The following is a 26,592-nucleotide window of genomic DNA, read 5'->3' on the forward strand; positions in this document are numbered from 1 at the left end:
TGGGAGAAAAACAATGGAACTAGACATCGTCGCGCTATCGCGCTTCCAATTCGCGCTGACCGCGCTTTACCACTTTTTATTCGTACCCTTGACGCTCGGACTCTCCGTGCTGCTCGCCATCATGGAGACCGTCTACGTCATGACGGGCCGCCACATCTGGCGACAGATGACGAAGTTCTGGGGCATACTCTTCGGCATCAACTTCGCGATCGGTGTCGCCACCGGCATCGTCATGGAATTCCAGTTTGGGATGAACTGGAGCTATTACAGCTACTATGTCGGCGATATCTTTGGTGCCCCGCTCGCAATCGAGGGGCTGATGGCCTTCTTCCTTGAGGCAACCTTCGTTGGCCTGTTTTTCTTCGGATGGGACAAGCTGTCGAGGGTCGGTCACCTAATGGCGACATGGTGTGTGGCACTCGGTTCCAATTTCTCGGCGCTATGGATTCTCGTCGCCAACGGCTGGATGCAGAACCCGGTCGGCTCGGCGCTCAATCCGCAGACAATGCGCATGGAAATCACCAGCTTCTTCGACGTGGTCTTCAACCCCGTCGCCCAGGCGAAGTTCGTCCATACCGTCTCGGCCGGCTATGTCTGCGCGTCGATCTTCGTTCTCGGTGTTTCGGCCTGGTACCTCCTCAAGGGCCGCCACCTCGAAATGGCGAAGCGCTCTATGACGGTTGCCGCATCCTTCGGCCTTGCCTCGGCACTGTCGGTCGTCGTCCTCGGCGATGAAAGCGGTTACCTCGCAACCGAAAACCAGAAGATGAAGCTCGCCGCCATCGAGGCAATGTGGAAGACGGAACCGGCGCCTGCCGCCTTCACTGCCTTCGGCTTCCCCGATCAGGACGCGCGCGAGACACATTTCGCCGTTCACATTCCCTGGGTCATGGGTCTGATCGGCACACGCTCGCTGACGACGGAAATACCCGGTATCGACCAGCTGGAACGGGAGGCTGAAGGGCGTATCCGCGACGGCATCAAGGCTTACGACGCGCTGATGCAGATCCGTGCCGCCGCAACGCCGGACGCGGTTGCACCTCAACTCCGCACCTCCTTCGAGGAACTGGGGCACGAGCTTGGCTATGCCCTTCTTCTGAAGCGCTATGTCGACGATCCGCGCCAGGCGACTGACGCGCAGATCACCCAGGCCGCGCGCGACACCGTTCCGCATGTGCCGACGCTCTTCTGGTCGTTCCGCGTCATGGTCGGGCTCGGCATGTTCTTCATCGTCCTGACGGCGACCTTCTTCTGGCTGTCGGCACGGCGCCACCTGGATAAGTATCCACTGCTGCTGATGATCGCCGTCTTCGCCATCCCGCTTCCCTGGCTTGCCATTGAAGCAGGCTGGGTCGTCGCCGAGATCGGCCGCCAGCCATGGGTCATTGAAGGTGTGCTGCCGACCGCAATGGCCGTGTCGAGCCTTGGCGCAAGCACGGTTCTGCTGACGATCTGCGGCTTTGCCGCGCTCTATACAGTGCTGATCGTCGTCGAGATGACGCTGATGATCAGAGCCATCCAAAAGGGACCTGAGCCGGACAATGAGCCGGAAGCCGAGCTGATCTCCGAAACCCTCGTTCCAGCCGCGGAGTAACGATCATGATCCTGCACGAACTCATAGACTACGAAATCCTCCGCTTGATCTGGTGGCTGCTTCTTGGCGTGATCCTGATCGGCTTTGCCGCCACGGATGGCTTCGACCTTGGCGTCGGCACGTTGTTGCCCTTCGTCGCAAAGACGGATACGGAGCGCCGTATTGCCATCAACACGATCGGCCCTGTCTGGGAAGGAAACCAGGTCTGGCTGATCCTCGGCGGCGGCGCGATCTTCGCTGCCTGGCCGCCGCTTTACGCGGTCTCGTTCTCCGGCTTTTACCTCGCCATGTTCGCGATCCTCCTCGCGCTCATCCTGAGGCCGGTCGGCTTCAAATATCGCTCGAAGCGCGAGAGCGCCCGCTGGCGCAACAACTGGGACTGGGCGCTGTTCATCGGCGGTTTCGTTCCGTCGCTGATCTTCGGCCTAGCCGTCGGCAACGTGCTGCAGGGCGTGCCGTTCCGCTTCGATCCGGCTGACATGCGCATCTTCTACGAGGGGTCGTTCTTCGGGTTGCTGAACCCATACGCGCTGCTTTGCGGCCTGCTTTCGGTCGCAATGCTCGTCATGCACGGCGCAGCCTGGCTGGTCCTGAAAGCCAGCGGTCCGGTCGCGGAGCGTGCAAGAAGCTACGGCAGCCTGGCCGCGCTTGGCGTGATCGCCCTCTTCGCGCTCGGCGGAATCTTTTTGGCGCTTGGTGTAAACGGCTACAACATCACCAGCGAGATCGATCCGGCCGGTCCGTCGAATCCGCTCCTCAAGACGGCAGCGCATGACGGCTCTTGGTTGGCCAATTACGGCACCTACCCGTGGATGATGATTGCGCCGGCCCTGGGCTTCCTTGGAGCCGCAGCAGCGTTTGTCGCCATGCGGGCGAAGTGGGAAGTCGCAACGCTGCTTTTCAGCAAGCTCTCGATCTTCGGAATCATCTCGACCGTCGGTCTCTCGATGTTCCCGTTTATCCTGCCCTCCTCGCTCGAGCCAAACTCGAGCCTGACGGTGTGGGATGCCTCGTCGAGCCACACGACGCTATTCGTCATGCTTGTCGTGTCGCTGATTTTTCTGCCGATAATCATCGCCTACACTTCCTGGGTCTACAAAGTTCTCTGGGGCAAGGTCGATGAAGGGACGGTCAACGACAAGAGCGGCCACGCTTATTAAAGGAGAAAGACGATGTGGTACTTCGCATGGATCCTCGGCTTGCCTCTGGCCGCCGCCTTCGCCGTCCTCAACGCCATGTGGTATGAACTGATGGACGACGAGGCAAAAAAGAAGAAGCAATAGCGACTTTTTTTGTCTGCCTCGCAGTAGAACAGACGGGGACGCGCTCGACCGGTGCTTCCCCTTTGCTTTTGCGTGCGCGGCCTCATCGGAATCTCGGCTGTAGTATTCCCTTAGTACCCGTTCGCTCGCCTGCCTTGCTAAGCTCCTCCCGTTGGTTTTGGGAGGAAACAGATGCCAGCTTCGAAGATTCTGATGATTACCGGCGACTTCACCGAGGACTATGAAACGATGGTCCCATTCCAGACGCTGCTCGCCTGCGGCTATACGGTTCACGCTGCGTGCCCCGGCAAGAATGCCGGCGAGACAGTCGCGACCGCTATCCATGATTTCGAAGGCGATCAGACCTATTCCGAGAAGCGCGGTCACAACTTCGCGCTCAACGCAACCTTCTCCAGTATTCGCGCTGAAGATTACGACGCGCTCGTGATCCCTGGCGGTCGCGCGCCCGAGTATCTGCGCCTCAACCCTGATGTCATCAAAGCCGTCCGGCACTTCTTCGAGGCCGGCAAGCCTGTAGCGGCGATCTGCCACGGCGCTCAACTCCTTGCCGCAGCCGGTGTCCTCAAGGGCCGCACCTGCTCGGCCTATCCCGCTTGCCGCCCGGAAGTCGAACTCGCCGGCGGCATTTACGCGGATATCGCCATCAGCGACGCGGTCTCGGACCGCAACCTCGTCACCGCACCGGCATGGCCGGCACATCCCTCCTGGTTACGGCAATTCATGGCTGTGCTGGACGCATCGGCGCTGCTACAAACGGACGCCGCCTGAGGAGACGGAGGGAGAGACGAGATGTGCGAGCTGTTCATCAAGGCGGACGCGAAGCTCTGGGAGAGCACGACGCGATCGTTGCGGATTGATGGCATGGTGACAAGCGTTCGACTGGAAAACTTCTTCTGGTCGAAACTGGAAGAGATCGCCAGGCGAGACCGCATGAACGTTACGCAGCTGATTACCAGGTTGCATCACGAATCCATCGATGCCGGCCACGATCTCGGGAACTTCACGTCTTTCCTGAGGGTGTGCTGCGCGCGTTACCTCGATCTCCAGCTGACAGGAGATATCCCGGCGGATGTCAACCAACCGATTGCCGGGCTGAATGCTCCGGCAATCCTCGTTCGCGAGCGGGAGAAATATCACTGAGCCCGAAAGGGTTCAGTAGCTCGCCTCGACGAAAATCCGCGCTATAGCCTCGACACCGGCCTGATCTTCAGCGTCGAAGCGGGACGCAGTCGGGCTGTCGAGATCGATGACACCGAGGATCTTGCCGTTGTGATGGAGCGGCACGACGAGTTCCGAACGGGACGCAGCATCGCAGGCGATATGCCCGGGAAATGCATGCACGTCCTCCACGAGGATCGAAGTCCCCTTCTCCACAGCCGATCCGCAAACTCCCCGGCCAACGGCAATGCGGACACATGCCGCCTTGCCCTGGAACGGCCCGAGGACCAGCTCGCTGTCCGACCTCAGGAAGTAGAAGCCAGCCCAATTCAGATCCGGCATCATTTCGAACATGAGAGCCGAGGTGTTCGCGGCGTTGGCGATCGTATCGCTTTCACCGTGCAGCAAGCCCTTCAGTTGCTGGCTGAGCTCCCCGTAAAAATCGGCCTTGTTGGCGGAATTAATGGTCGCAGCTTGAAACATGTCCGTGTCGCTTCTGTTTTTGTGGTGAGCGTCGATATAGTGACACGCATGCCGATTGCCAAACGCAATCGTGATGGCCGGGACGGAGCACTGTGTCACTAGATGGTGATAGTTATCGCCACCCACCTTGTCGGTCGATGATCCGACTCTATCTAGTTCCCTATCACGACCTATTGCGGTCGTGACCTAAGTCGGCCGGCAGCTGCGGTTTGCGCACACGGCGATATCGGGCGATGGTCAGGTAACGCGCCTGCCGCCCCTCATTGTTAGGGCATTCCGACGAGCGGAGCAGCTATGTCGACCAGAGCTGCGCACGAAGTCATGAAACCGCTAGGCTGGGCAGATAGATCCATTGATTTCAAGCAGAGGTAAGAACGATGACACCGGAAGACAGACGGGCGGTCTTTAGCCACCGCCAGATAGCGGCAATCATTGAAGGTATCATGCAGGAAGATGGCACCGAACTCCCGATCACGGGAAAATCACTTGGCGAGGCGATCCTTTTCGTATCGGAGGAAGCGGCAACCAGCGCGTCCAGCGCCCATGTCATTTACGGCGAGAACGGCTCGCTTAGCTATACCGATTGCCTGAGCGTTTACCGCGACTATGGCGTGGCCCTTCGCCAGACCCCAAATTAAAAGCAGCACGCTGGGCCTTCACGCCCAGCGTTCCTCCCAGAGCAAAAGGATGCAGTCGAGATGGCCAAGCGGAGTGCAGGCCTGCTGATCTACCGCCTCCGCGATGGTAGCTACGAGGTCCTCCTGGTTCATCCCGGAGGCCCCTACTGGGCTAAGAAGGACATCGGCGCGTGGTCGATCCCCAAGGGCCTCGTGGAAGAGGACGAAGATGAGCTTGATGCCGCAAGACGTGAAACCCGCGAGGAGTTAGGCGTAGACGTCGAAGGCAGTTTTCACCATCTCGGGGAATACAAACAACCCGGTGGCAAGATTGTCGTCGCCTGGGCCATCGAGGCCGACACCGATCTCAAAGCCATCGCCAGCAATCACTTTCAGATGGAGTGGCCGCCGCGCTCCGGCGTGATGGTGGAATTTCCCGAAGTCGACCGAGCCGAATGGTTCACACTACCGGATGCGGAGCAAAAGATCCTGAAAGGGCAGCAACCGCTGCTCGCGGATTTCCTTCGACGGCGGTTGCAGAGCCCGCTGGAGGTATATGCGACCTGAAGGCCGGTGAGAGCCTGGGCTTGCGATTGCGCATGGCAGCTATTCGCAATCGGCAATCGCTTTGCCGCCAGCTGTCCGTAAAAGTTGGAAGACTCTCCTCCCGGACGAATCTGATTCATGACAGCCCTCTCTTCAGCAACGCGCGGTGTTCTCATCGCGTTTGGCGCCTATGCCGTGTTCGCGTTCAGTGACGCATCGATCAAGATCCTGCATGGCGGCGTACCCGCCTATCAGATCGCCTTCATCGGCGCGCTGTTCGGTTGCGCCGCGCTCCCCTTCATCAAAGGCAGGGATGATTCCTGGCTCGATATCGTCCGGAGCACGAACCGTACTCTGTGGCTGATGAGATTCTTTTGCGGCGCGATAGGAGCAATAGCTTCGATCATTACATTCACAAAGCTCCCGATGGCCGAGGCTTTCTGTCTGCTGTTTCTTCTGCCGTCCTTCGTAACTATTCTGTCAGTCATCTTTCTCGGCGAAGATGTGCGCTGGCAGCGCTGGGCGGCCGTGGTCGTCGGTTTCATCGGCGTTCTGATCGTGCTGCGTCCGGGTTTTCGCGAGTTGTCCGCTGGTCACCTTGCGGCGGCAATCGGCGGCCTGGTTGCGGCAATCTCGATCGTCATCATGCGAAAGATGGGGCCTGCCGAAAAGCGCCTGTCGCTGTACGGTGCAGCGCTGCTTGGCACACTTGCCGTCAGCGGCATACTGATGCTTTCAGAGATGGTCGTTCCAACCCCGCGCCAGTGGCTGTTTATTGCAAGCTACGGCCTGCTTGGTGGGGCGGGCAACGTGATGCTGATGACCGCGGCCCGGCTAGCGCCGGCCAATCTCGTTGCCCCTCCGCAGTATAGCCAGATGCTTTGGGCCATCGCGTTCGGATATTTGATCTTCGACGACGCCATCGACCTTGCTATGGCTGCCGGCATCGTTCTCATCATCTGCTCGGGCTTGCTGACGCTGGCTCGTGAAAAGAAACGCGGCACGCCGCTGCCGCGGGCGGTCGTTTCCGCTGACAATCAGGCGTCGCTTGCGACCTCAACCGACGAGACCGGCGACAATGAGCAACCGGCTCAAACGGCTTCGCACGCGATTCCTCAAGCCTAAAAAGAAACCGCCCTTGCCGAAGTCGAAAGACGTTGGCGAAGGCGGTTTTCTATTTTCTCAGGGTCTGGCGATCGTCGCCGTCAGCGGCGCAGGACCGGGCAGCCGCGGGCGTTGGCGAAGCTGATTTCGTCCGCGCCGCGGCGCGTCCAGCCCTCGACGATCACACGGCGAGGCGTGACGTCGACCACACGTGCACGACGGAAGCCGTAGTCACGTGCGATGTCTTCTGCCAGCCGCGGGTCACAGCCGCGGCCACGCGGCGGCGGGCGGTTATAGTCGGGCGGTGGCGGCCGGTAGTAACCCGGAGGCGGTGGCGGGCGGCCACTACCAATATAGACGTCTACCTGGGCGGAAGCCGGCGCAGTCACCCCGGCGACCGTGCCGACAACGAGCAACGTCGCAAGGCCGGCCTTGGCCAGAAATTGCATCATCGAAATTCTCCCTCGGGTACGGCAAAGGCCTTCCCCATTCGCTACACTCTTGCCGGCAAGGTCAGGTCCAACCCTTCCGGATTTGCGCATTCATATGCGATTCGCACAGAGCAGGCCGAAAATGGCGCGGGCAAGGCAAGCCGAGGGCGCCATTGTGGACGAAGTCATTTAGCGGCGGATCACGGGGCAACTGCGAACGTTGGCGAAGACCATCTGGTCCCAGCCGCGATGGTCGCGGCCCGAAACGACGACACGGCGTGGCGTAACGTTGGTGACGCGCGCTGAGCGCAAACCCGACCAACGTGCCTTCTGAACCGCCTGCACGGGCGAGCAGGCGTGCATTGGACGGTGCTGAACATGGACTGGTGGACGTCCCCATTCCGAAGCCGAGGCATTCGGCGTAGCGAACGGAATCGAGGCCAATGCGATAAGAGCGGCAAAGGAAGCCTTGGTGATGAAATGGGTCATGATACGGCTCTCTAAATGGTTGCTTACATCTCCCGTACGGGATTGTGCAGACCATAACCCTATGAAAATGAATGATCTTCGAACTGGCCGTTCAGTTCAGGTTCAGCCGCCGAGATGCAGCACGATCTCGCGCCGATGCGGCCTGTCGCGGTGTTCGAACAGGTAGATTCCTTGCCATGTGCCGAGTGCGAGCCGACCGCCGATAACCGGAACGCCGATGGAAACCTGCGTCAACGCGGCCTTGATATGCGCGGGCATATCGTCGGGACCCTCCGTCGTATGGACAATCCAACGCATCGAAGGATCGGAACTGGGTGGCACCAATCGACGGAAGAATCCGTCGAGGTCGGTGCGAACATCCGGGTCGGCGTTTTCCTGGATGAGCAGCGAGCATGAGGTGTGGCGCACGAAAACCGTCAGCAGCCCTTCGGCCGCGCCAGTGGCGCGAACGAAAGATGCTGCTTCTGCTGTAAACTCGTAAAATCCTTGCCCCCTGGTGGAAATGCTGATGACCTTCTGGGGCATGAACGATGTTCCACTTGCATATCTCTTGCGAGACGAGACGTTCGGCTGACCTTATGTCAGTACCGCATTTCCTCCGAACTCTCAAAGCTGCAGGAAGGGAACGAATCCACCGAAAATCATCCGTTTGCCATCGAAGATGGACTTCCACGCGTCGCCTTGAAGGCGCGGGTCTGCCATCACCTTCTTCATGATGTCGTCGCGGTCCTGGCGTGAGCTATAGACGATCCAGGAAAAGATCACGACTTCATCATCTGCCGCCTGGACCGCACGGGGAAACGAGGTCAGTTCCCCATATGGCACATCATCGGCGATGCATTCGACATATTCCTTGGCCCCATAGGACTTCCAGACTGCGCCGGTGGTGGCGGAAAAGGCCTTGTACGCCTCGATGTTCTTCTGCGGCACAGCCACGACGAACCCATCGACATAGGACATGTTTTTCTCCCTTAGCGTTGTTGCGCGTCCAAGGACGAACGGAGGCGGCTTGGACCGACATCCCTCTTCAACTTAAGATTAGGCAGGATCGGCGATAGGCAAGAGAATGGCCGCCGGGAATAATTTCGAGCCGACTGTCGACAGCTTCTCTAGGGCGCGGCGAATGGCGAAGATCGGCGTCGCTGCGCTCGGGCGCGGGCTAAGCGCCGGACAACTCGATAAGCCGCTGCGCCTGCATGTCGGCCTCCTGGCACTGCGTGGTGACGCGCAGCGTTCGGAACTGTTCCACGAGAAAGTCGACGAGCGCCCGAACCGCAGTCGGCAGTCCTCGAGAGGCCGTAAAGACGAGATAGATCGTGGCCTGCGACATCCGGTAATCCGGCAGAAGGCGGACCAACCGGCCGTCGCGTATCCCCTCGGCGCAGATGTGGTCGGGCAAAAGCCCTACCCCGACCCCGGCATAGATAGCCTCTAGAATCGCCGACACGCTGCGGCAACTCATGCGTGGCTTGTGCTGGTGCCGGTATCGAGTGCCATCCGGTCCGGTGAATTCCCAGACATCCAAGTCCTGCCACTCCGTCATCGGCCCGGCAAACGATACCGTTGGTGCATCGGCAAGACATTCGACGCCTTCGATCGACGGCAGCGAGCTCGCAACCTTCTGGTTGGCCACAAGGATCAAATCCACCTTGCTGAGCACTCGCATCGTCAGTTCAGAATCGGTCTCCTCGGTCAATTGCGCCCGAACTGCAAGATCAAGGCGCTCATCGATGATGTCGACTCGCCGATCCGTGGTGAGTATCTGCAGCTGCACCTTGGGGTATCTATTGAGAAACTCCGGGATCATGGTGCCAAGAGAGCCGTCCAGCAATCCGTGCGGCACGCTTATGCGGATTTGCCCCTGTGGCTCGCCGGTTGCATCGTTGATCGCCTTGGCGGCGCGATCGGCTTCGCGCAGCATGTTTTCGCAGTGATTGTAGAAGGCGCGTCCGATTTCCGTCACCCGGAACCGGTTGACCGTTCGCTCGAGCAGCCTGACACCAAGCCGCGTCTCCAGCGCAGTGATGTGCCGGCTGAGCTTTGATTTCGGCATGTTCAGCACCCGCCCGGCGGCGGAAAAGCCGTTGTGACGAACAACTGCGGCAAAATAAACGAAATCGTTTAGATCCTGGAAAACACCCTCTGCATTGAGCATGGGGCACCCCTTTCAGTAAGCACGACAGGCCGGCGGCCCGTTATCGCTTACCTGTCCCGGCAGATGATGCCAACCGCCACGAACAAGATTTCGTTCCAAATTTGGAACACTGCGTTCCAATCAGCGCCCTTCAATTCGACCGGCGGCGGGACTATCTGCGGGGAGATTTCCTTTGGCGCCATTGCAATGATGGCGCCAGACGCGCTCCCACGAGCCTCCGAAAACAGCACCGGCCACCGCGATGCCCCGCAGAGTTGCGGCGCAAGGTGTATTTTCGCCTAAGTGATTGATGTTGTTACATAAAAACCACACAAAGAGCCAAACGGCTGTCTCAACGAGGGATTTTCCTACCGAGAGAATTGATAGATTTAATCAAGGATGAAATTAAGGCTTCGGCGGTTCGCTGATCCGCCAGCCGAAAGGCAGACTATCGGAACCGCTCCGTCTCCCACGGTGGCAGTTCACTCGAAAAGGAAATGGATTTTCAAATGAACATACGGATGGCTTTGCTGACCTCCGCCGCAGCATTTGCTGCTGCGTCCACGCCGGTCTTTGCTGCTGACGCAATCGTCGCAGCTGAACCCGAGCCAGTTGAATACGTCCGCGTCTGCGACGCGTACGGCACGGGCTACTTCTACATCCCGGGCACCGAAACCTGCCTCAAGGTCAGCGGTTACCTGCGTTTTGAAGTCTATGGCGGCCCGGATCAGAAGGGCACCTCGGACTGGAACGCCCGTACGCGCGCTCAGGTTCAGTTTACCGCCAAGAGCGACACCGAGTATGGTCCGCTCACCGGCGTTATCGTTCTCCGTAACAACGGCGACAACGCTTCGACCAACTCGACCCTGGACTCGGCATATATCGACATCGCCGGCTTCCGCGCTGGTCTGTTCTACAGCTGGTGGGATGACGACCTTTCCGGCGAGCCGGACGTTCTCTCCAGCTTTGAAACCCTGCACAACTCCATTCGCTACCAGTATGAAAACGGCGATTTCTACGCCGGCATCAGCGTAGACGAACTGGAAGACGGCTACTTCAAGGACGGTGAAAACCCGAACAACGTTGGCGTCGCCCTCGGCGTTGGCGGCAAGGCTGGCGTAGTCAGCTACCAGCTCATCGGCGGCTACGACACCGACAACGAAGAAGGCGCTGTTCGAGGCATGATCTTCGCTGATATCGGCCCTGGCACCCTCGGCCTGGCAGGTGTCTATGCATCAGGTCCGAACTCCTACTACTCTCAGTCGGAATGGACTGTTGCGGCAGAATACGCGATCAAGGCGACCGACAAGTGGACCATCACCCCGATGGCCCAGTACTTCGGCAACTACGTTCCCGATCTCGACACCTTCCACGGCAACTCGTTCGACGGCCTCGGCGATGCCTGGAAGGTCGGCATCACGGTCGACTACCAGATCGTCGACAATCTCTATGCCAAGGCAACCGTCGACTACACCGATCCGGACGACGCTGACGAAGTAACGAAGGGCTTCTTCCGCCTGCAGCGCGCGTTCTAATCAAACTCCCCGGCGCCCTGGATCAACCTAGGGCGCCGCCTGGTACTGCGTTTTCTGATCCGATTGACCTCCGATCAGTTACGGGGACTGGTCCGGTTTCCCTGCCGGACCGTCCTTGTTTCCTCCCAAGAATCCGCGGCTCCGCGGCGAACACTACCTTATTCGGCGTTTCGCCCATGAGCTGCACTAGCCCGGCAACTCCTCAACCGAGTCGACCCGATCGGGATAGAAAGCGAGGTGCTCCTTGATCTCGCTGACAGCGGCATACGGACTTTCATAGGTCCAGATCGCATTCACGACCTCCGCACCGCCCAAAACGATGTTGAAATACGACGCCTCGCCCTTATACGGGCAGTAGGTATGGTGATCACTCCGGGTGAGAAGCGCCATATCGACATCAGCGCGCGGTATGTACTGAACGGCAGGATAGGACGCTTCCTTCAGCGACAACGCATTGCGACTATCGGCAATAGCCTGCCCGCGCAGCTTTATGACGACGCGCGCAGGATTGGGCGTGACGGTAATCGGGTGATCGGGACCGGGTATCTTCATCGATTGTGCAGACATCGGCAGCTCCTTCGGCCAGAACTCAGATATAGGAGCCGCGCCATCAAATTGCAGGAGCGGCCGTGGCGGGTCCTCGCTTCCGCCGCCCGTGAACGGCACCGGCAAACAACGCTACTTTGCCGCCATCGCCCGTCGCTGAAACAAGCCGAGTCCTAGGACAGCCGCCAGCACGCAGCCGACGCCGGCGACTTGGTTGGAATGCAGCGGCTCACCGAGTATCACGAAGGCCATCAATAACGCGGAAACCGGTGCGACTGCGGTGAAAAGCGACGCCTCGACGCCGCTCACACGCTCCGCCCCGGCATACCAAAGGATGAAACCGACAACGGTCGGCACCAGCGCGTAGTAGATCACTGCCGACATCGCACCTGCCGAGAATTCCCGTGGCACACCTTCTGCCAAGACGGCCGCCACCATGGCGACGCCGAAGCCAATCCCCGTCATCAATGCAGACTGCGTCAGCGCCGAGATCGGTGTGCTGAGGTTCTTGTTCAGGAGTATGAACAGGCTTTCGCAGATCACGGCTCCGAAAACCAGTGCGTTGCCAGGCAGGGATCCACTTCCGGCATCGGGTGAAAGCGCGATGAACAAAACGCCGGTTGTCGCCAGCACGATCGCCAACACCATCGACGAACGAGGCTTTTCGCGCAGAACAACGACGGAAAGCGCCCCGGCGACAACCGGCAACGTCCCGATGATGACGCCCGCGTCGGCCGCGGTGGTCAGCTTCAGGCCTGAGATCAGCAAGGTCGTGTAGCCAACACTGCCCGCACCGGCCTGAACGAAGACGATGATCCAGTCGCGAAGCGGCAAGCTTGGCAGGCGGGTCCCGGTCATACCCATCAAAAGCAGGAAGAACGGGAAGGCAGCGGCGAAGCGCAGAGCTGTCGCCGTGAACGGCGGCATGCCTGACGCAATGACCCGGCTTGCGATAACGGTGCTGCCAACCGTGATCATCGCCAGAGTCAGATAGAGGTAACCTTGCAAATGTCGCTGCATCGCCTTCTCCTGTTTGCGCAGAAGAAACACCATAATTATCTCGCGATCTTGTATGAAATTGCAGCGCAGTCAGGCGACCGCATTGGCATAGGCGCGCGGAGAGACCCCATACTTCCGCACAAACACGCGCGTCATGTGGCTTTGGTCGACGAAGCCGCTGGCAATGGCAGCCTCCGCCAAGGGTGCGCCGCCCGCGATCAGACGCCGCGCAAGATGGATGCGGCGCTGGACCAGATAGGCATGTGGCGTCATGCCGGTTGCTTTCGCGAAACCCCGCAATACCTGAAACCGGCTGAGCCGGCTCGCACGGGCCAGGTCGGACAGAGAGATTGCCGCCGTAGGATCGCAGTCGATCATTTCCTGCGCGGTCCGAATGGCCTGGGGTGCACCCGGCCGATCGTTCGGGACGGCCTCCGCAAAGACGCGGGCGACGAGTTCAAGCAGGGCTTGCTCCAGCTGCAGTTGCCGCCCTCCCTCGTTGGTCAAGAGCGCAAAAACTGCCTCGAAGTGCGCCGCGATCGCCGTGTCATGCAGCACCGGATGCGCAATCTCGACCGCCGATCGTCGTCCCCCTGTAACTTCGGAGAGGTTGGCAGTGATCACCGCAGGGTCGAAGTAGAGGATTCGCCACGACCTGCCCTCACCGATCGGCGTGCCATCATGCACTTCGTTCGGATTGACCGTGATGATGTCGCCGGCACCAGCCTCGACCATCCCACGCCCGCTCAGCGATTTCTGCGCACCTGACGAAACCAGCCCGATGCCGAACTGCTCATGAGTATGGCGCGCGAAGCTCCGGCCGCTACTGGCAGCCACGGCCTCAATGCCGGCAACCGCCGACCTGAACATGCGAAATTGACTGCGGGCCATGAGTGGGCTTTCAGAGATGAAGCCGCATAGTGCCAGCCGAAGCCACCGAAAACAACGGCAAACGACACCCCTCGCTGCCCATCGCCTCAAGCGATCATGCTGGCCAAAGTGCTCAATGGAGCGTTTCGCCCAGATCCTTGTCTGCCAGAATCGCCCAGACATCATCGAGCGCGGCAACCAGGATATCGGTGAGCTCGTCTCCGCGATTCTCGAAAAAGGCAGCCTTGGTCGCTTCATCCTGTAGTTCGAAGAAGCGCTCGATTTCGTTCGACATCTCATTGTCCTTTCACACGCCACCGACATGTGGCGATGGGAAAGGGTTAAAGGGACTGTCTTGCGCCGAACTGGTGAACGCTAGTCCATCGGGAAACGGCGGCTCGCCCATTCGCTCCTTGGAACCGGATTGCCGACGGCAAAGCTGAACGATTGGATTTTCGTGGCCCCATCGTCCACCTCGCAACGGAAACTGACATCATACCAGCGGCCCGCAGCCCGAAATGCGCCTTTCCGGACCTGGAGAACGGTGCCCTTTGACAAGCGGTAGGATGGCAGGAGTTCAGGCCGATATGACGGGGAACCATGCATCAGCTGCTGCCGAAGCTCCGTGCCGCAGAGTTGGTCGACACGAACACTCCGCGGCAGATCGCCCATTGCGGTTCTCGCCACTGGATCATTCGTCATATTCTGCGAGAACAATGTCTTCGCCTCCGTCAGCTCGACGGGCTTGTCCGCCTGTGCGGTTGCCGTCGCATCGGGCTTCGTTGCATTGGGCGGTTTGCCCTGCTCAAAGCTGGTCTTGGCCTCGCTTTCGGCGCCGGCGGCTGGACCGTTCTTCTCGGCATGGCTTTCCGCCAGGTCGACCCGCGGCAGGTCGACATCATCAGGGACCGGATTGGCCGGCGGTTCCTTGCTTTCAGGTGTCTTGGCTGCCTCTGTCGTTTGCTCCGGTTTCACCTGATCTTCCTGGGTTTCAGGCTTGGGTTCAGGTGAAGGCTTCGGCGTATCAGACTTTACACCCGCGACGGAAGCATCCCCCTCGGTCGATTTCTCCGGGCCGGTATCCTTGTCGCCAAATTCCGTCACCGGGCGCAGCACCGGCAGCGGCTGCCCCTTGCCAGACTGCTCCTTGGACTTGGCATCCTCTGCAGCTGCTGCTTCCGGTGGCTTTTCCGGCGGTTTCTCTTCCGGCGCCTTTGCCTGCTCCGGCGGCGGAGGCGGTGGTGGCGGAGGCGGCGGCTGGTCGGCCTTCTCTTGCTTCGGCGGTTCCGGCGGCTTCTCGGCCGGCTTTTCCTCCGCCTTCTTCTCCTCGGGTTTCGGCTCCTCTGGCTTGGGCTCTTCCGGCATCTTCAATTCCGGCGGCTTCTCCTCGGGTTTCTTTTCCTCTGGTTTCTTTTCTTCTGGCGGTGGCACGAGGTCGACGCTGACGGTTTCCTCCTCCGGCTGAGGCGCAGGTACGGGCAGCTTCACGAGAAAGAAGCCGACGACGGCAAGGTGCAGCAGAACGGAGGCAAAGATGCCCCAGCCGAATGCTCCCCATTTCTTTCCCGAAGTCTGCTGCATGCCTATGAACGATGCCCTGCGCCACGCTACCGATGTGGCCTTTTAAGAAGGCATCATCAAGCCGTAAAACAAAAAAGCCTCGTGCCACGCGAACGCAACCGTTTTCGCGCGGCACGTCCTCCACATGTTTGCGCATATTCGCCTCTGCGAGAAGGTCAAGGGCTATCCGAGCGAGCCTATGATCTCGCGATAGGCAGCCTCCGGAAACGCCTTTAGCGTCTTGGTGCGCACATTACCCGCCATCCCAAGCGACAGCCCGAAGCGCGCCATGACAGCATCGTCAGGCGCCTCGCAGACAGCAACCATGTCGTGATCGCCCAAGGTAAGGAAGAAATTCTGGAAGGAGCCGCCCATGTCGCCAAGCAGCTTCTTTGCCGCGTCCAGGCGCTTTGCCGAGTCGCGAACGTTGCGAATGCCCTGATCCGTCCAATTAATAAGCACGATGTAAGTGGTCATTGCACACCTCCCACCGGAGGGTCTTGGCCCTACGCAACAGGCTATGGCGACCTTCGCTCACGCGCTGTGGTCGGTCCTGTCCCCCGTAGTGTCTACCTTACTCCTGTCCCTATGCGACAACAAGAAATGCCACGGCCCGCAAGGGTGCCAGAAAGGCAAAAGCCGGGCACAGGGCCCGGCTCTTGGATGTTTCCAGTCGAAGGTGGAAGCTTAGCTGTCCAGGAAGCTGCGAAGCTTTCTCGAACGGCTCGGGTGCTTCAGCTTGCGCAGCGCCTTCGCTTCGATCTGACGGATACGTTCGCGGGTAACCGAGAACTGCTGACCGACTTCCTCGAGCGTATGATCGGTGTTCATGCCGATGCCGAAACGCATGCGCAGCACGCGCTCTTCGCGCGGCGTCAGTGATGCCAGAACGCGGGTCGTCGTTTCGCGCAGATTCGCCTGGATGGCGGCGTCGATCGGCAGCAGCGCGTTCTTGTCCTCGATGAAATCGCCGAGGTGTGAATCCTCTTCGTCACCGACAGGGGTTTCGAGCGAGATCGGCTCCTTGGCGATCTTCAGGACCTTGCGGACCTTTTCGAGCGGCATGGCAAGCTTTTCGGCCAGTTCTTCCGGCGTCGGCTCGCGACCGATTTCGTGCAGCATCTGGCGCGACGTGCGGACGATCTTGTTGATCGTTTCGATCATATGCACCGGAATACGGATCGTGCGGGCCTGGTCGGCGATGGAACGGGTGATCGCCTGACGGATCCACCACGTCGCGTAAGTCGAGAACTTGTAGCCGCGGCGGTATTCGAACTTGTCGACCGCCTTCATCAGGCCGATGTTGCCCTCCTGAATGAGGTCGAGGAACTGCAGACCACGGTTCGTGTACTTCTTGGCGATGGAGATGACGAGGCGAAGGTTCGCTTCGACCATTTCCTTCTTGGCGATGCGGGCTTCGCGCTCGCCCTTCTGCACCATGTGCACGATGCGGCGGAATTCCGAGATCGAGATGCCGGTTTCCGTTGCGAGATTCTGGATCTCCTGGCGGATGTCGCGGATCGTCGTGTTTTCGCCCTTGGCGAATTCCTTCCAGCCGCGTGCCGCCAGATTGCCGATCGACTTCATCCAGTTCGGATCGAGTTCGGCGCCCTGATACTGCTCGAGGAACGAGTCGCGCTTGACGCCGTAGGATTCAGCGAGACGGAGCAGGCGGCCTTCGTTCTGAACGAGGCGCTTGTTAATGTCGTAAAGCTGCTCGACGAGGGCGTCGATGCGGTTCTGGTTCAGCGACAGAGACTTGACGGCCTTGATGAGCTCATCCTTGAGCTCCTTGTACCGGCGCTCCTGGGCAGACGACAGCGTGCCGGTGGCAGCGAGCCGCTGCTCGACCTGCTGGTCCTGAAGCTTGCGCAGCTTCTTGTACGTCTCGGCGATGATGTCGAGCGTTTCCATGACCTGCGGGCGCAGTTCCGCTTCCATAGCGGCGAGCGACAGGTTGGACTCGTCTTCGTCTTCTTCTTCCTCTTCCGGAGGAAGGCCTTCGCCGCCGACATTGGTGATGTCGTCGTCGCCAGAACGGACGCGGCGCGTCTTTTCCTTCTCTTCGGCGGCCTTGCGGTCAGCCTCGATCTTCTCGGGGCTTTGGAACTGCGGTGCAGCCTTGGCTTCCGGGCCGGAATAGGTGGTTTCGAGGTCGATGATCTCGCGAAGCAGCGTCGTGCCTTCGTTGAGCTCATCGCGCCAGATGATCAGCGCCTGGAACGTCAGCGGGCTTTCGCAGAGGCCGCCGATCATGGTTTCGCGGCCGGCCTCGATGCGCTTTGCGATCGCAATTTCGCCTTCGCGCGACAGCAGCTCCACCGAGCCCATTTCGCGCAGATACATGCGAACCGGATCGTCGGTGCGGTCGGTCGGTTCCTTCTTCTTGGCGGTCGCAAGGGCAGTGCCGCCGGAAGGTGCGAGCTCGCCGCCTTCGCTCTCGTCGTCGGAGCCGGAATCATCATCGTCGCCGCCGGCCGTGGCTTCCTCGGCTTCTTCGTCTTCGATGACGTTGATGCCCATGTCCGACAACATCGACATCGTGTCTTCGATCTGCTCGGACGTCACTTCTTCTGACGGCAGGACGGCGTTCAACTCGTCCATCGTTACATAGCCGCGCTTCTTCGCGGCCTTGATCATCTTCTTGACCGCGTCATCGGAAAGATCGAGAAGAGGGCCGTCGGTGCCGCCGTCGCGTTCGACTTCCGCTTCTTCGTTTTCTTTGACCTTGGTTGCCATTTATGTCGTCGCCTTCCTGACGCTATTCAAACTCGTCGCAGTGAACGGCCGCACGCAGCCGATACGCCGCAAACGACCGTCTCGAATCACCTAGTCTCACCTAACGGGATGAGATTTAATGCCTGATTAACCACGATTGCCGGCGCCGGACGACAGAGCTTCATTGTCATCAAATGTCCGGCCATGGTTGTGCGATCCGCCCTTGACCCAGTTCACCGCTTTCCAAGTCGAACGGTGATTCCCACATTTTTTGTTCTCGTCAAGCTTTTCTAGCAAAAAAGCCTCACAAAACCCGGAAAAAGCCTTATCCACAGGCCCGGAACCGCCCAAGCGATTGCCAACCATAAATAGGATGTCACCACGAGAAGACAAGAGCAGCAGGCATTCTTCCTGAACAGCCAAGTCGCCGCCAAGATTCGACGTGCCCGCTGTTTGTTTTGTTCGACCTCCGTCGAAGCTTAATGCGACTGCCCATCCCAGGGCTGGATCTCCAGACTTGCAAGATCAACAGCGGGAATGCATCGAACGTTGATGCAGGCCATCTCGGCACCGTCAGGCATCTTAGCTTCCGCGAAGGGAGCGATGCCGCAAGTGCCGCAAAAGCGGTGCTGGATCGTGTGGGTATTGAACGGATAGGTGGACAGCTTCTCACGCGGCGTTCTCAGGGTGAACTTGTCGCGGGGAACGAAGGCGAGCAGCCCTCCGCGCCGTCGGCATAGCGAACAATTGCAATCAAGGGCGGAGGTGAACTCCCCTCCACCTCAAATGCGATGTTGCCGCAATGGCAGCTTCCTTCGTACTGCATCGATCCTCCTCAGTTCCAGTCCATAACCACCTTGCCTGAATTGCCCGAGCGCATTGCCTCGAATCCCTCCCGGAACTCATCGATCCCGATTCGGTGCGTGATAACGGGCGACAAATCCAGCCCGCCCTGCACGAAAGCAATCATCTTGTACCAAGTCTCGAACATCTCGCGACCGTAGATGCCCTTTAGGTTAAGCATCTTGAAGATGACTTTGTTCCAGTCGATCTCGAAACCGGCAGGCGCAATGCCGAGGATCGCGATCTTGCCGCCATTGTTCATCTTGTCGATCATGTCGCGAAAGGCCGGCGCAGCGCCGGACATTTCAAGCCCGACGTCGAAGCCCTCGGTCATTCCGATCGACTTCATCACGTCGGTGAGGTTCTCCTTCGAGGCATCGACGACATAATCGATGCCGAGCTTGCGGGCGAGATCAAGCCGATGCGGGTTGATGTCTGTTATGACCACCTTGCGGGCGCCCGATCGTTTGGCGACCAGCGCCCCCATGATGCCGATCGGGCCCGCGCCGGTGACAAGCACATCCTCGCCGACGAGATCGAAGGAAAGAGCTGTATGCACCGCGTTGCCAAACGGGTCGAAGATCGCGGCGATCTCATCGGAAATATCGTCCGGAATCGGCACCACATTCGCCTCGGGAATGCAGACGAACTCTCCGAACGAGCCGGGGCGGTTGACGCCGACGCCGAGCGTGTTGCGGCAGAGGTGGCCCCTGCCCGCACGACAGTTGCGGCACTTGCCGCAGACGATATGCCCCTCACCGGAAACACGTTCACCGACATGGTATTTCGTAACCGCCGAGCCGATCTCAGCGATCTCGCCGCAGAATTCATGGCCGACGACCATCGGCACAGGAATGGTCTTCTGCGCCCACTGGTCCCAGTTCCAGATATGGACATCGGTACCGCAGATCGCGGATTTCTTCACCTTGATCAACACGTCGTTCGGTCCGACCTCGGGAACCGGGACATGTTCCATCCAAAGCCCCACCTCCGGCTTCGCCTTGACCAGCGCCTTCATCATGTTCGACATGATCTAACTCTCCCAAACCCTTTAAATGACACCGAGTTCGCGGCCGGCTTCGGCAAAGGCCGCAATCGTCCGCTCGACATCTGCACGTGAATGCGCCGCCGACATCTGCGTGCGGATGCGCGCCTGTCCCTTTGGCACGACAGGGAAAGAGAAGCCGATCACATAGACGCCCTTCTTCAACATGAGCGCCGCCATGTCCTGCGCCAGCTTGGCGTCGCCGAGCATGACAGGAATGATCGGATGCCCCTCGCCCGCCATGGTGAAGCCGAGCTTCGTCATTTCGGAGCGGAACAGCGCCGCATTGGCTGCCAACCGCTCGCGCAGCGCATCACCGTTCTCGATGAGATCGAAGACCTTGAGCGACGCAGCCGCAATTACCGGTGCCAGCGTGTTCGAGAACAGATAGGGGCGCGACCGCTGCCGCAGCCAGTCGACGATTTCCGCCTTTGCCGAAGTATAGCCGCCCGAGGCACCGCCGAGCGCCTTCCCGAGCGTGCCGGTGATGATGTCGACCCGGCCCTCAACCCCGCAATGCTCGGCTGACCCGCGCCCATGCTTCCCGACGAAGCCGACGGCGTGGCTGTCGTCGACCATGACCATCGCACCATATTTCTCGGCGAGGTCGCAGACGCCCTGCAGGTTGGCAATAATGCCGTCCATCGAGAAGACACCATCAGTAGCGATCAGCTTGAAGCGGCTGCCTTCCGCCTTCTTCAGCTCTTCCTCCAGCGCCGTCATGTCGTTGTTGGCATAGCGGAAGCGCTTCGCCTTGGAGAGACGCACGCCATCGATGATCGAGGCGTGGTTCAGCGCGTCGGAGATGATTGCATCCTCCTCGCCGAGCAGCGTCTCGAAGAGACCGCCATTGGCGTCGAAACAAGAGGAATAGAGGATCGTGTCTTCCATGCCGAGGAAGGAGGAAATGCGGGCCTCGAGCTGTTTGTGCTCTTCCTGTGTACCGCAGATGAAGCGCACCGACGCCATGCCGTAACCATAGCGGTCGAGCGCCTTCTTCCCCGCTTCGACAAGCTCCTCATTATCAGCGAGCCCGAGATAGTTGTTGGCGCAGAAGTTCAGCACGCGCTCGCCGGAGGCAACGGCAATCTCGCCTGCCTGCTTGGAGGTGATGACGCGCTCGGACTTGTAAAGTCCGGCATCCTTCAGTGCGGCAAGTTCGGTGCGGAGGTAGGAGAGGAATTCCGAGGTCATTGAATGCCCTTCTTGTGATGTTTCCCGATGCCCTGCACTAGCACATAGCCAAGAGCCTGTCTTGCCGTCGTCAACGCCGGATTTCGCCGCCATAGTTCGCCAAAGCATATCCGCGGTACGATTTTGACAGAGATCAATGCAGGTCAGCGCGAAAGGAGTAGAATCGGCTTCATCCAACAGAAAGGCGGGTCAAAATGACGATCAAAACCGTTCTAGCTGTTCTCGGCGTCGACCATTGGGCCGACGACCTCAGCAACGCCGTGAAGTTCTGCGAGGGTCACGACGCACATCTGACAGCGCTTGTGATGAGCATGGGTGCCGTGCCCGCGATCGCAACATACCAGGCGATCTCCACAGCGTGGCTCGACGAGCAGCAGCGCGAAATCGAACACCTCGGCGAAGAAGCTGCGGCAGTCAAAGCGGAACTGCGGAACGCCGATCTTTCAAGCGATGTGCAGGAAATCTACACAGAGTTCGCCTGGGTCGATGACGACATCGCCGAACGTTCCCTTTATGCGGACCTGGTTCTTGTCGAGGCTCAGACGGCGCGCAACGAGCCCCTGCGAAAACGCGTTATCGACGGAGCACTCTTTCAATCGCCGACCCCGATTTTGATCAATCCCGCCAAGAAATCGATGACGACGTCTCCGAAGTCGGTATTGCTTGCTTGGGACTCCAGCAACGAAGCCGCCCGCGCGGCGCGGCAATCCCTGGACCTCCTGAAAGCCAGCGACACGGTTCACGTGACACTTATTGATCCGGTCTCTTCAGCAACAGCAAACGGTGAGGAACCTGGAGCCGACATCGCGGCCTATCTTGCGCGGCATGGGATCAATGTCGAGGTTGACCGCGTGCCCAGCGGCGGACGGCGGGTGGACGAGGCATTGAGGCAGCACGCCCTCGATGTCGCGGCAGATCTCATCGTGATGGGTGCCTATAACCACCCACGCCTGCAGCAACGCCTCTTCGGTGGCGTAACACAGTCCATGCTGAAAGACAGCACCGTTCCGATGTTTCTATCTCGGTAAAGTTGGTAAAACGCGTGGCTCGAGACGGGGGGCTTTGGATCCTAAAGACCTTGAAAGCGTCAGCATGTCATGCCCGATCCAACCGTCACCCTCGGCGCAGCCTAGTCATCGTGACCGAGGATCACATCCAGAAACGCATCACCGTAGCGCTCGAGCTTCGACTGGCCCACCCCCGAGATGTTGAGCATCTCCTTGTGCGTCCGCGGCCGCTCGGCCGCGAAGGCGATGAGTGTCGTATCGGGGAAGACAACATAGGGCGGCACGCCGAGCGAGCGCGCGATCGCCGTCCGCTCCGCGCGCAAGGCTTCAAAGAGCACGCCGTCTCCGCCTGAAAGAACGGAGCGCCGCTCGACCTGCGCCGTTCGTTTCGAACGTCGTTCCGCAACCGGACGATCCTTGCGGAAGAAAACCGGGCGTTCGCGCTTGAAGACGGCGCGGGCCTCCGCCTCGAGCTTCAGGGCGCCGAACGCTTCATTGTCGACGCGGACCAATCCCATCGCAAGCAATTGCCGGAATACCGATTGCCACGTGCGGGCCGGCAGATCATTTCCGGCGCCAAAGACCGGCATTGTCGTGTGGCCGAAGCGTTCAGTCTTCTCGTTGACGTTGCCGAGCAGCACATCCACGACATGCCCGGTGCCGAACCGCTCGCCGGTCCGGTAGATCGCGGCAAGCGCCTTGATGGCTGCCTCCGTCCCGTCCCAGGTCTCGACCGGCTTCAGGCAGGTATCGCAGCCACCGCACTTGCCGGCATGCGCCTCGCCGAAATGCGCAAGGATTGCCTGACGGCGGCACGAGGCGGTTTCGCAGATCGCCAGCAGCGCGTTCAGCTTGGAGCGCTCAACGCGTTTGATCTCGTCGGCCGCACCACCGTCGTCGATCATCCGGCGGCGCTGGATGACGTCGGCCATGCCGTAGGCCATCCAGACTTCGGAAGGCAGGCCGTCGCGCCCGGCGCGGCCCGTCTCCTGGTAGTACGCCTCGACCGAGCCCGGCAGATCGAGATGCGCGACGTAGCGCACATTCGGCTTGTCGATCCCCATGCCGAAGGCGACGGTGGCGACAAGGCAAAGCTCATCCTCTTTCAGAAAGGCATCCTGATTTGCATCGCGAAGCACCCTGTCCATGCCGGCGTGATAGGGAAGCGCCCGAATGCCCTGCCCGTTCAGCCACTCGGCCGTATCCTCGACCTTGGCGCGGGACAGACAGTAGACGATACCGCTGTTGCCTTTGTGTCCGGAAAGAAACCGCAGCAACTGCTGGCGCGGCTGATCGCGCTCGACGATTTCGTAGGAAATGTTCGGGCGATCGAAGCTGGTCGTAAAGACCTGGGCATTGTTCAGCGCCAACCGTTCGACGATATCGTCGCGGGTGTGCGAGTCGGCCGTCGCCGTCAGCGCAATGCGCGGCACACCCGGGTAGTGCTCCGCCAGCTTGCCAAGCTCGCGATACTCGGGGCGGAAGTCATGGCCCCATTGGGAAACACAATGCGCCTCGTCGATGGCGAAGAGCGAGATCCGCGCGTTACCGATCGTGTCGCGGAAGCCATCCATGAGAATGCGCTCCGGCGTCACGTAAAGGAGATCGAGCTTGCCTGCGGCAATCGCGCGACGAACCTCGATGAACTCCTCGCGTGACAGCGCCGAGTTCAGTGCCGCGGCCCTGATGCCGAGCTGCTTCATCGCCTCCACCTGATCGCGCATCAGCGCAATCAGCGGCGAAACGACAATGCCGACACCTTCGCGGCAGAGCGCCGGAATCTGGAAGCAGAGCGATTTGCCGGCCCCCGTCGGAAAGAGAACGACGGCATCGCCGCCGGCGACGACATGCTCCACCACCTGCTGCTGCTTGCCGCGGAAGGCCGGATAGCCATAGACACGGTTAAGAATGCCAAGAGGCGAGCGCTCCGCACCGAACAGCGCATCGCCGGCAGAAAGTTGCACTGTAGAATCCCTCAATGGCTAGCCGCTCCCTTGACGCGGCCGGAGAGCACGCCGAATCCATCGATGATCGCTTCCTGGTTCTCTAAGCGAAGCCCCTCGAAATGAACCTCCTGCAATGCGCGCATCAACTGATCGATCACCTCGCCGTTGCCGGCCTCGGTTGCCTCGGCGATCTCGCGTTCGAGCTCGATCTTCTGGAAACGCAGCGCTTTGGCGCGTTTGTGGAAGGCGAGCGCCTGCCGGTAGCCTTCGCGCGCATCCTCCATCGCAGCCTCCGATGTAGCGATCCAAAGGCGGGCATTGCGGATCTGCTGCTCGAGCCCCTGTAGCAATGAGCCGAAGCCTTGCTCTTCCATGCGCTCCAGCAGGTGCTCTCGCGTGAGGTGCGGGCCGGCCACGGCCGCGGCGGCGCCGAGCATGACAGACCAGAGCCGCTGAAGCTCGCGATTGTCGTAGTCGATCGAGGCGATTTCGTCGTACTCGTCCTGCATCAAGGCCGGATGATTGATAACTGTCAGCGCCAGAACGCTCTCGCGCAAGGCAGGCGTCTCCTGGTGGCCTCGAACCAGACCGGAGCGGGCGAGCCGATCGGAAATGCCTCCGCCGGAAAGGCGCGGGCCGCGTGGCCCCTCGTTGCCACGGCCACGGGATTGTCCACCGCCACGATCAAAGCTTCGCCGCTCATTGCCGCGATTCTGGAATTGCGGCTGGAAGAAGCCGTTCAGGCGGTCGCGCATATCCTGCTGGTAGTGACGGCGCACATTCTCATCGGCAATGACACCAACCAGCTGCTTCAACCGCGCTTCGAGCTCGGCCTTCGCTTCAGGCGTCTCGAACTGCCCGGTGTTGATCTCACGGCCCCAGATCATCTCTGCCAGCGGCTTGGCCTGGCTCATCACCTTGTCGAAGGGCGCACGGCCTTCGTTGCGCACCAAATCGTCCGGGTCCTTGCCGTCGGGCAACAGGGCAAAGCGCACGGTGCGCCCCGGCTTGATATGCGGAAGCGCCAGATCGGCAGCGCGATTGGCGGCGCGAATGCCGGCGCCGTCGCCATCGAAGCAAAGCACGGGCTGCGGCGTCATCTTCCAGAGGAGTTCAAGCTGGTTCTCGGTCAATGCCGTGCCGAGCGGCGCCACGGCATTCTCGACGCCAGCCTGATGCAGCGCGATCACGTCCATATAGCCTTCGACGGCGATGATCGTGCCCTCGCCGTTCGCACCCTGCGTCGCCCGGCGGGCGCGTGCGAAATTGTAGAGCACATTGCCTTTGTGGAAGAGCTCTGTCTCGTTGGAATTGAGATACTTCGCGGGCGCATCAGGCGACATGGCACGCCCCCCGAACGCAATTACCTTCTCGCGAGATGACAGGATCGGGAACATGATGCGGTCGCGGAAGCGATCGTAGGAGACCGGCACCTCGGGACCATGGACCACGAGCCCACATGCTTCGATCTGTTCCTTGGCAATGCCCTTGCCCGCCAGAAACTCCTTGAGTGCGTTTCGGCTATCGGGGGCAAAGCCGAGCCGGAAGGTCTCGATCGTGCGTCCCGTCAGCCCGCGGTCGCGAAGATAAGCCCGCGCCCGCGCGCCGTTTGCCGTCTGCAACTGATCCTGAAAGTACTTGGTCGCAAGCTCCATCACGTCGAGAAGCGAAGTGCGCTCCTTCTCGCGCTTCTCCATAACCGGATCGGCAACCGGCATGGCAACGCCCGCCATGTCGGCGATCTGCTGCACCGCCTCCGGAAAATTCAACCCTTCCAGATCTGTGAGAAAGCGGAAGTGATCGCCGGTGACGCCGCAGCCGAAGCAGTGGTAGCGCCCCTTTCGGTCCTCGCAGTGGAAGCTCGGCGACTTCTCGCCGTGAAACGGGCAGCAGGCCCAATAGTCGCCGCGCGACACGTTGGTCTTGCGCTTGTCCCAGCTCACACGACGGCCAATCACGTCCGAAATCGGCACGCGATCGCGTATCTCGTCGAGAAAGGAATTGGAAAAGCGCATGTGAACCTCTTGATTGGGTCCATATAAGCAGGTTCATCCGCACATGCCACGGCATTTGGGCGAAAGCCGCGCTATTCACAGGACCATTGCCTGCTCAAAATTCTCCCGAAATGAGTGTTCAAAATTGCGTTACCGCCCCTGCGACAGGGGGTGCGACACTGATGGCAATAACCCCACGTTTTGCGTGTATGCAAGCAGGCGTCCCGACCGTCTCAGTTCTGACTATCGTCAAAAACCGATTTCGGAACAACGGCTTCCGACTTGCTCCGACCGACGAATTTCATGTCGGCGCGCAGTAGCCTCCATCGCGGTTGCCACACCTAAGGCAGCCCCGTCGCCAATCATTATTTTTTTGTAATTTGAATCAGTTGCCGCGTCGCAATAACTTCAATGGGAAAGAAGCGATCCCCAAGCGAGGCACCATCCCTACCCCCGGCGCCGCCTCGCAAGGGTGTCTTTGCGAGTAACCGGTGGC

The 26,592-nt window shown here is 60.0% G+C and carries 28 protein-coding genes and 1 pseudogene; 10 read left to right on the forward strand and 19 right to left on the reverse strand.

The annotated features are described in order from the left end of the window. Positions 1 to 13 precede the first annotated feature (13 nt). The 5 genes from AS026_RS25990 to AS026_RS26010 all read left to right on the forward strand — a co-directional run bounded on the left by AS026_RS25990 (position 14) and on the right by AS026_RS26010 (position 4,017). Positions 14 to 1,594 (forward strand): cytochrome ubiquinol oxidase subunit I, encoded by a 1,581-nt coding sequence (locus tag AS026_RS25990; RefSeq protein ID WP_025659313.1) that lies wholly within the window; start codon positions 14 to 16, stop codon positions 1,592 to 1,594. 5 nt (positions 1,595 to 1,599) lie between these two features. Beyond that, on the forward strand, positions 1,600 to 2,754 hold the full coding sequence (gene cydB, locus AS026_RS25995; RefSeq protein WP_062372748.1) for a cytochrome d ubiquinol oxidase subunit II: 1,155 nt from the start codon (positions 1,600 to 1,602) through the stop codon (positions 2,752 to 2,754). 12 nt (positions 2,755 to 2,766) lie between these two features. After that, positions 2,767 to 2,877, forward strand: coding sequence for a cytochrome bd-I oxidase subunit CydX (gene cydX, locus AS026_RS26000; RefSeq protein WP_018857158.1), 111 nt, complete (start codon positions 2,767 to 2,769; stop codon positions 2,875 to 2,877). 171 nt (positions 2,878 to 3,048) lie between these two features. Beyond that, the gene (locus AS026_RS26005; RefSeq protein ID WP_025659311.1) at positions 3,049 to 3,645 is read left to right on the forward strand and encodes a DJ-1/PfpI family protein; all 597 of its coding nucleotides are present in this window, start codon (positions 3,049 to 3,051) and stop codon (positions 3,643 to 3,645) included. 21 nt (positions 3,646 to 3,666) lie between these two features. Next, positions 3,667 to 4,017, forward strand: a complete 351-nt coding sequence (locus tag AS026_RS26010) for a ribbon-helix-helix domain-containing protein (protein ID WP_018116210.1) — start codon at positions 3,667 to 3,669, stop codon at positions 4,015 to 4,017. A 12-nt stretch (positions 4,018 to 4,029) separates the two neighbouring features. Here AS026_RS26010 and AS026_RS26015 read toward each other — a convergent pair whose 3' ends face one another. Continuing rightward, positions 4,030 to 4,518 carry a GAF domain-containing protein gene (locus AS026_RS26015; RefSeq protein ID WP_025659310.1) on the reverse strand — a complete coding sequence of 163 codons (489 nt, stop codon included), beginning with the start codon at positions 4,516 to 4,518 and terminating at the stop codon, positions 4,030 to 4,032. A gap of 377 nt (positions 4,519 to 4,895) precedes the next feature. On the opposite strand from AS026_RS26015, the gene AS026_RS26020 reads away from it, so the two are divergent. The 3 genes from AS026_RS26020 to AS026_RS26030 all read left to right on the forward strand — a co-directional run bounded on the left by AS026_RS26020 (position 4,896) and on the right by AS026_RS26030 (position 6,806). Further along, positions 4,896 to 5,156: a hypothetical protein gene (locus tag AS026_RS26020; RefSeq protein WP_018116204.1), complete on the forward strand. Its 261-nt coding sequence runs from the start codon at positions 4,896 to 4,898 to the stop codon at positions 5,154 to 5,156. A 60-nt stretch (positions 5,157 to 5,216) separates the two neighbouring features. Further along, complete coding sequence (locus AS026_RS26025) at positions 5,217 to 5,702, forward strand: NUDIX hydrolase (protein ID WP_062372751.1); 486 nt, start codon at positions 5,217 to 5,219, stop codon at positions 5,700 to 5,702. 117 nt (positions 5,703 to 5,819) lie between these two features. Next, positions 5,820 to 6,806, forward strand: a complete 987-nt coding sequence (locus tag AS026_RS26030) for a DMT family transporter (RefSeq protein ID WP_025659308.1) — start codon at positions 5,820 to 5,822, stop codon at positions 6,804 to 6,806. A gap of 80 nt (positions 6,807 to 6,886) precedes the next feature. Here AS026_RS26030 and AS026_RS26035 read toward each other — a convergent pair whose 3' ends face one another. The 5 genes from AS026_RS26035 to AS026_RS26055 all read right to left on the reverse strand — a co-directional run bounded on the left by AS026_RS26035 (position 6,887) and on the right by AS026_RS26055 (position 9,860). Continuing rightward, positions 6,887 to 7,237, reverse strand: a complete 351-nt coding sequence (locus tag AS026_RS26035; protein WP_018116228.1) for a hypothetical protein — start codon at positions 7,235 to 7,237, stop codon at positions 6,887 to 6,889. A gap of 168 nt (positions 7,238 to 7,405) precedes the next feature. Beyond that, on the reverse strand, positions 7,406 to 7,705 hold the full coding sequence (locus AS026_RS26040; RefSeq protein ID WP_062372753.1) for a hypothetical protein: 300 nt from the start codon (positions 7,703 to 7,705) through the stop codon (positions 7,406 to 7,408). A gap of 102 nt (positions 7,706 to 7,807) precedes the next feature. Beyond that, positions 7,808 to 8,230: a secondary thiamine-phosphate synthase enzyme YjbQ gene (locus tag AS026_RS26045; protein ID WP_062372756.1), complete on the reverse strand. Its 423-nt coding sequence runs from the start codon at positions 8,228 to 8,230 to the stop codon at positions 7,808 to 7,810. An 81-nt stretch (positions 8,231 to 8,311) separates the two neighbouring features. Next, a complete protein-coding gene (locus AS026_RS26050) occupies positions 8,312 to 8,665 on the reverse strand; it encodes a DUF1428 domain-containing protein (protein WP_018857167.1) in 354 nt (117 codons plus the stop codon). Positions 8,666 to 8,864: 199 nt separating this feature from the next. Further along, complete coding sequence (locus AS026_RS26055) at positions 8,865 to 9,860, reverse strand: LysR substrate-binding domain-containing protein (protein ID WP_018857168.1); 996 nt, start codon at positions 9,858 to 9,860, stop codon at positions 8,865 to 8,867. 488 nt (positions 9,861 to 10,348) lie between these two features. Between AS026_RS26055 and AS026_RS26060 the strand changes: the two genes are divergently transcribed. Beyond that, complete coding sequence (locus tag AS026_RS26060) at positions 10,349 to 11,374, forward strand: porin (RefSeq protein ID WP_025659304.1); 1,026 nt, start codon at positions 10,349 to 10,351, stop codon at positions 11,372 to 11,374. 186 nt (positions 11,375 to 11,560) lie between these two features. On the opposite strand, the gene AS026_RS26065 is transcribed toward AS026_RS26060, so the two are convergent. The 11 genes and pseudogenes from AS026_RS26065 to AS026_RS26105 all read right to left on the reverse strand — a co-directional run bounded on the left by AS026_RS26065 (position 11,561) and on the right by AS026_RS26105 (position 21,149). Next, a complete protein-coding gene (locus AS026_RS26065) occupies positions 11,561 to 11,941 on the reverse strand; it encodes a DUF427 domain-containing protein (RefSeq protein WP_025659303.1) in 381 nt (126 codons plus the stop codon). A gap of 111 nt (positions 11,942 to 12,052) precedes the next feature. Continuing rightward, positions 12,053 to 12,940 (reverse strand): DMT family transporter, encoded by an 888-nt coding sequence (locus AS026_RS26070; protein ID WP_025659302.1) that lies wholly within the window; start codon positions 12,938 to 12,940, stop codon positions 12,053 to 12,055. 69 nt (positions 12,941 to 13,009) lie between these two features. Next, entirely contained in the window at positions 13,010 to 13,810 is an 801-nt protein-coding gene (locus AS026_RS26075; RefSeq protein WP_062372757.1) for an AraC family transcriptional regulator, read from the reverse strand. A 112-nt stretch (positions 13,811 to 13,922) separates the two neighbouring features. Next, entirely contained in the window at positions 13,923 to 14,084 is a 162-nt protein-coding gene (locus AS026_RS42455; protein WP_018116301.1) for a hypothetical protein, read from the reverse strand. A gap of 80 nt (positions 14,085 to 14,164) precedes the next feature. After that, complete coding sequence (locus AS026_RS26080; protein WP_062372761.1) at positions 14,165 to 15,370, reverse strand: DUF930 domain-containing protein; 1,206 nt, start codon at positions 15,368 to 15,370, stop codon at positions 14,165 to 14,167. Between the two features lie 162 nt (positions 15,371 to 15,532). Next, the gene (locus AS026_RS26085) at positions 15,533 to 15,826 is read right to left on the reverse strand and encodes a GYD domain-containing protein (RefSeq protein WP_018116303.1); all 294 of its coding nucleotides are present in this window, start codon (positions 15,824 to 15,826) and stop codon (positions 15,533 to 15,535) included. Positions 15,827 to 16,036: 210 nt separating this feature from the next. After that, positions 16,037 to 18,088: an RNA polymerase sigma factor RpoD gene (gene rpoD, locus AS026_RS26090; RefSeq protein WP_007534225.1), complete on the reverse strand. Its 2,052-nt coding sequence runs from the start codon at positions 18,086 to 18,088 to the stop codon at positions 16,037 to 16,039. A gap of 126 nt (positions 18,089 to 18,214) precedes the next feature. Continuing rightward, positions 18,215 to 18,490, reverse strand: coding sequence for a hypothetical protein (locus AS026_RS41765; protein ID WP_131815344.1), 276 nt, complete (start codon positions 18,488 to 18,490; stop codon positions 18,215 to 18,217). A gap of 56 nt (positions 18,491 to 18,546) precedes the next feature. Next, positions 18,547 to 18,893 (reverse strand): annotated as a pseudogene (locus tag AS026_RS40500) (GFA family protein). 9 nt (positions 18,894 to 18,902) lie between these two features. Continuing rightward, a complete protein-coding gene (gene tdh, locus AS026_RS26100) occupies positions 18,903 to 19,940 on the reverse strand; it encodes an L-threonine 3-dehydrogenase (protein ID WP_018116225.1) in 1,038 nt (345 codons plus the stop codon). A gap of 21 nt (positions 19,941 to 19,961) precedes the next feature. Beyond that, complete coding sequence (locus AS026_RS26105) at positions 19,962 to 21,149, reverse strand: glycine C-acetyltransferase (protein WP_025659298.1); 1,188 nt, start codon at positions 21,147 to 21,149, stop codon at positions 19,962 to 19,964. 194 nt (positions 21,150 to 21,343) lie between these two features. Between AS026_RS26105 and AS026_RS26110 the strand changes: the two genes are divergently transcribed. Next, complete coding sequence (locus AS026_RS26110) at positions 21,344 to 22,177, forward strand: universal stress protein (RefSeq protein ID WP_062372765.1); 834 nt, start codon at positions 21,344 to 21,346, stop codon at positions 22,175 to 22,177. Between the two features lie 101 nt (positions 22,178 to 22,278). On the opposite strand, the gene recQ is transcribed toward AS026_RS26110, so the two are convergent. Beyond that, positions 22,279 to 24,120: a DNA helicase RecQ gene (gene recQ, locus AS026_RS26115; protein ID WP_245307633.1), complete on the reverse strand. Its 1,842-nt coding sequence runs from the start codon at positions 24,118 to 24,120 to the stop codon at positions 22,279 to 22,281. An 11-nt stretch (positions 24,121 to 24,131) separates the two neighbouring features. Continuing rightward, positions 24,132 to 26,117 (reverse strand): DNA primase, encoded by a 1,986-nt coding sequence (dnaG, locus tag AS026_RS26120; RefSeq protein WP_018857178.1) that lies wholly within the window; start codon positions 26,115 to 26,117, stop codon positions 24,132 to 24,134. Positions 26,118 to 26,592: the final 475 nt, after the last annotated feature.

Source organism: Rhizobium altiplani (assembly GCF_001542405.1).
Lineage (GTDB): Bacteria > Pseudomonadota > Alphaproteobacteria > Rhizobiales > Rhizobiaceae > Rhizobium > Rhizobium altiplani.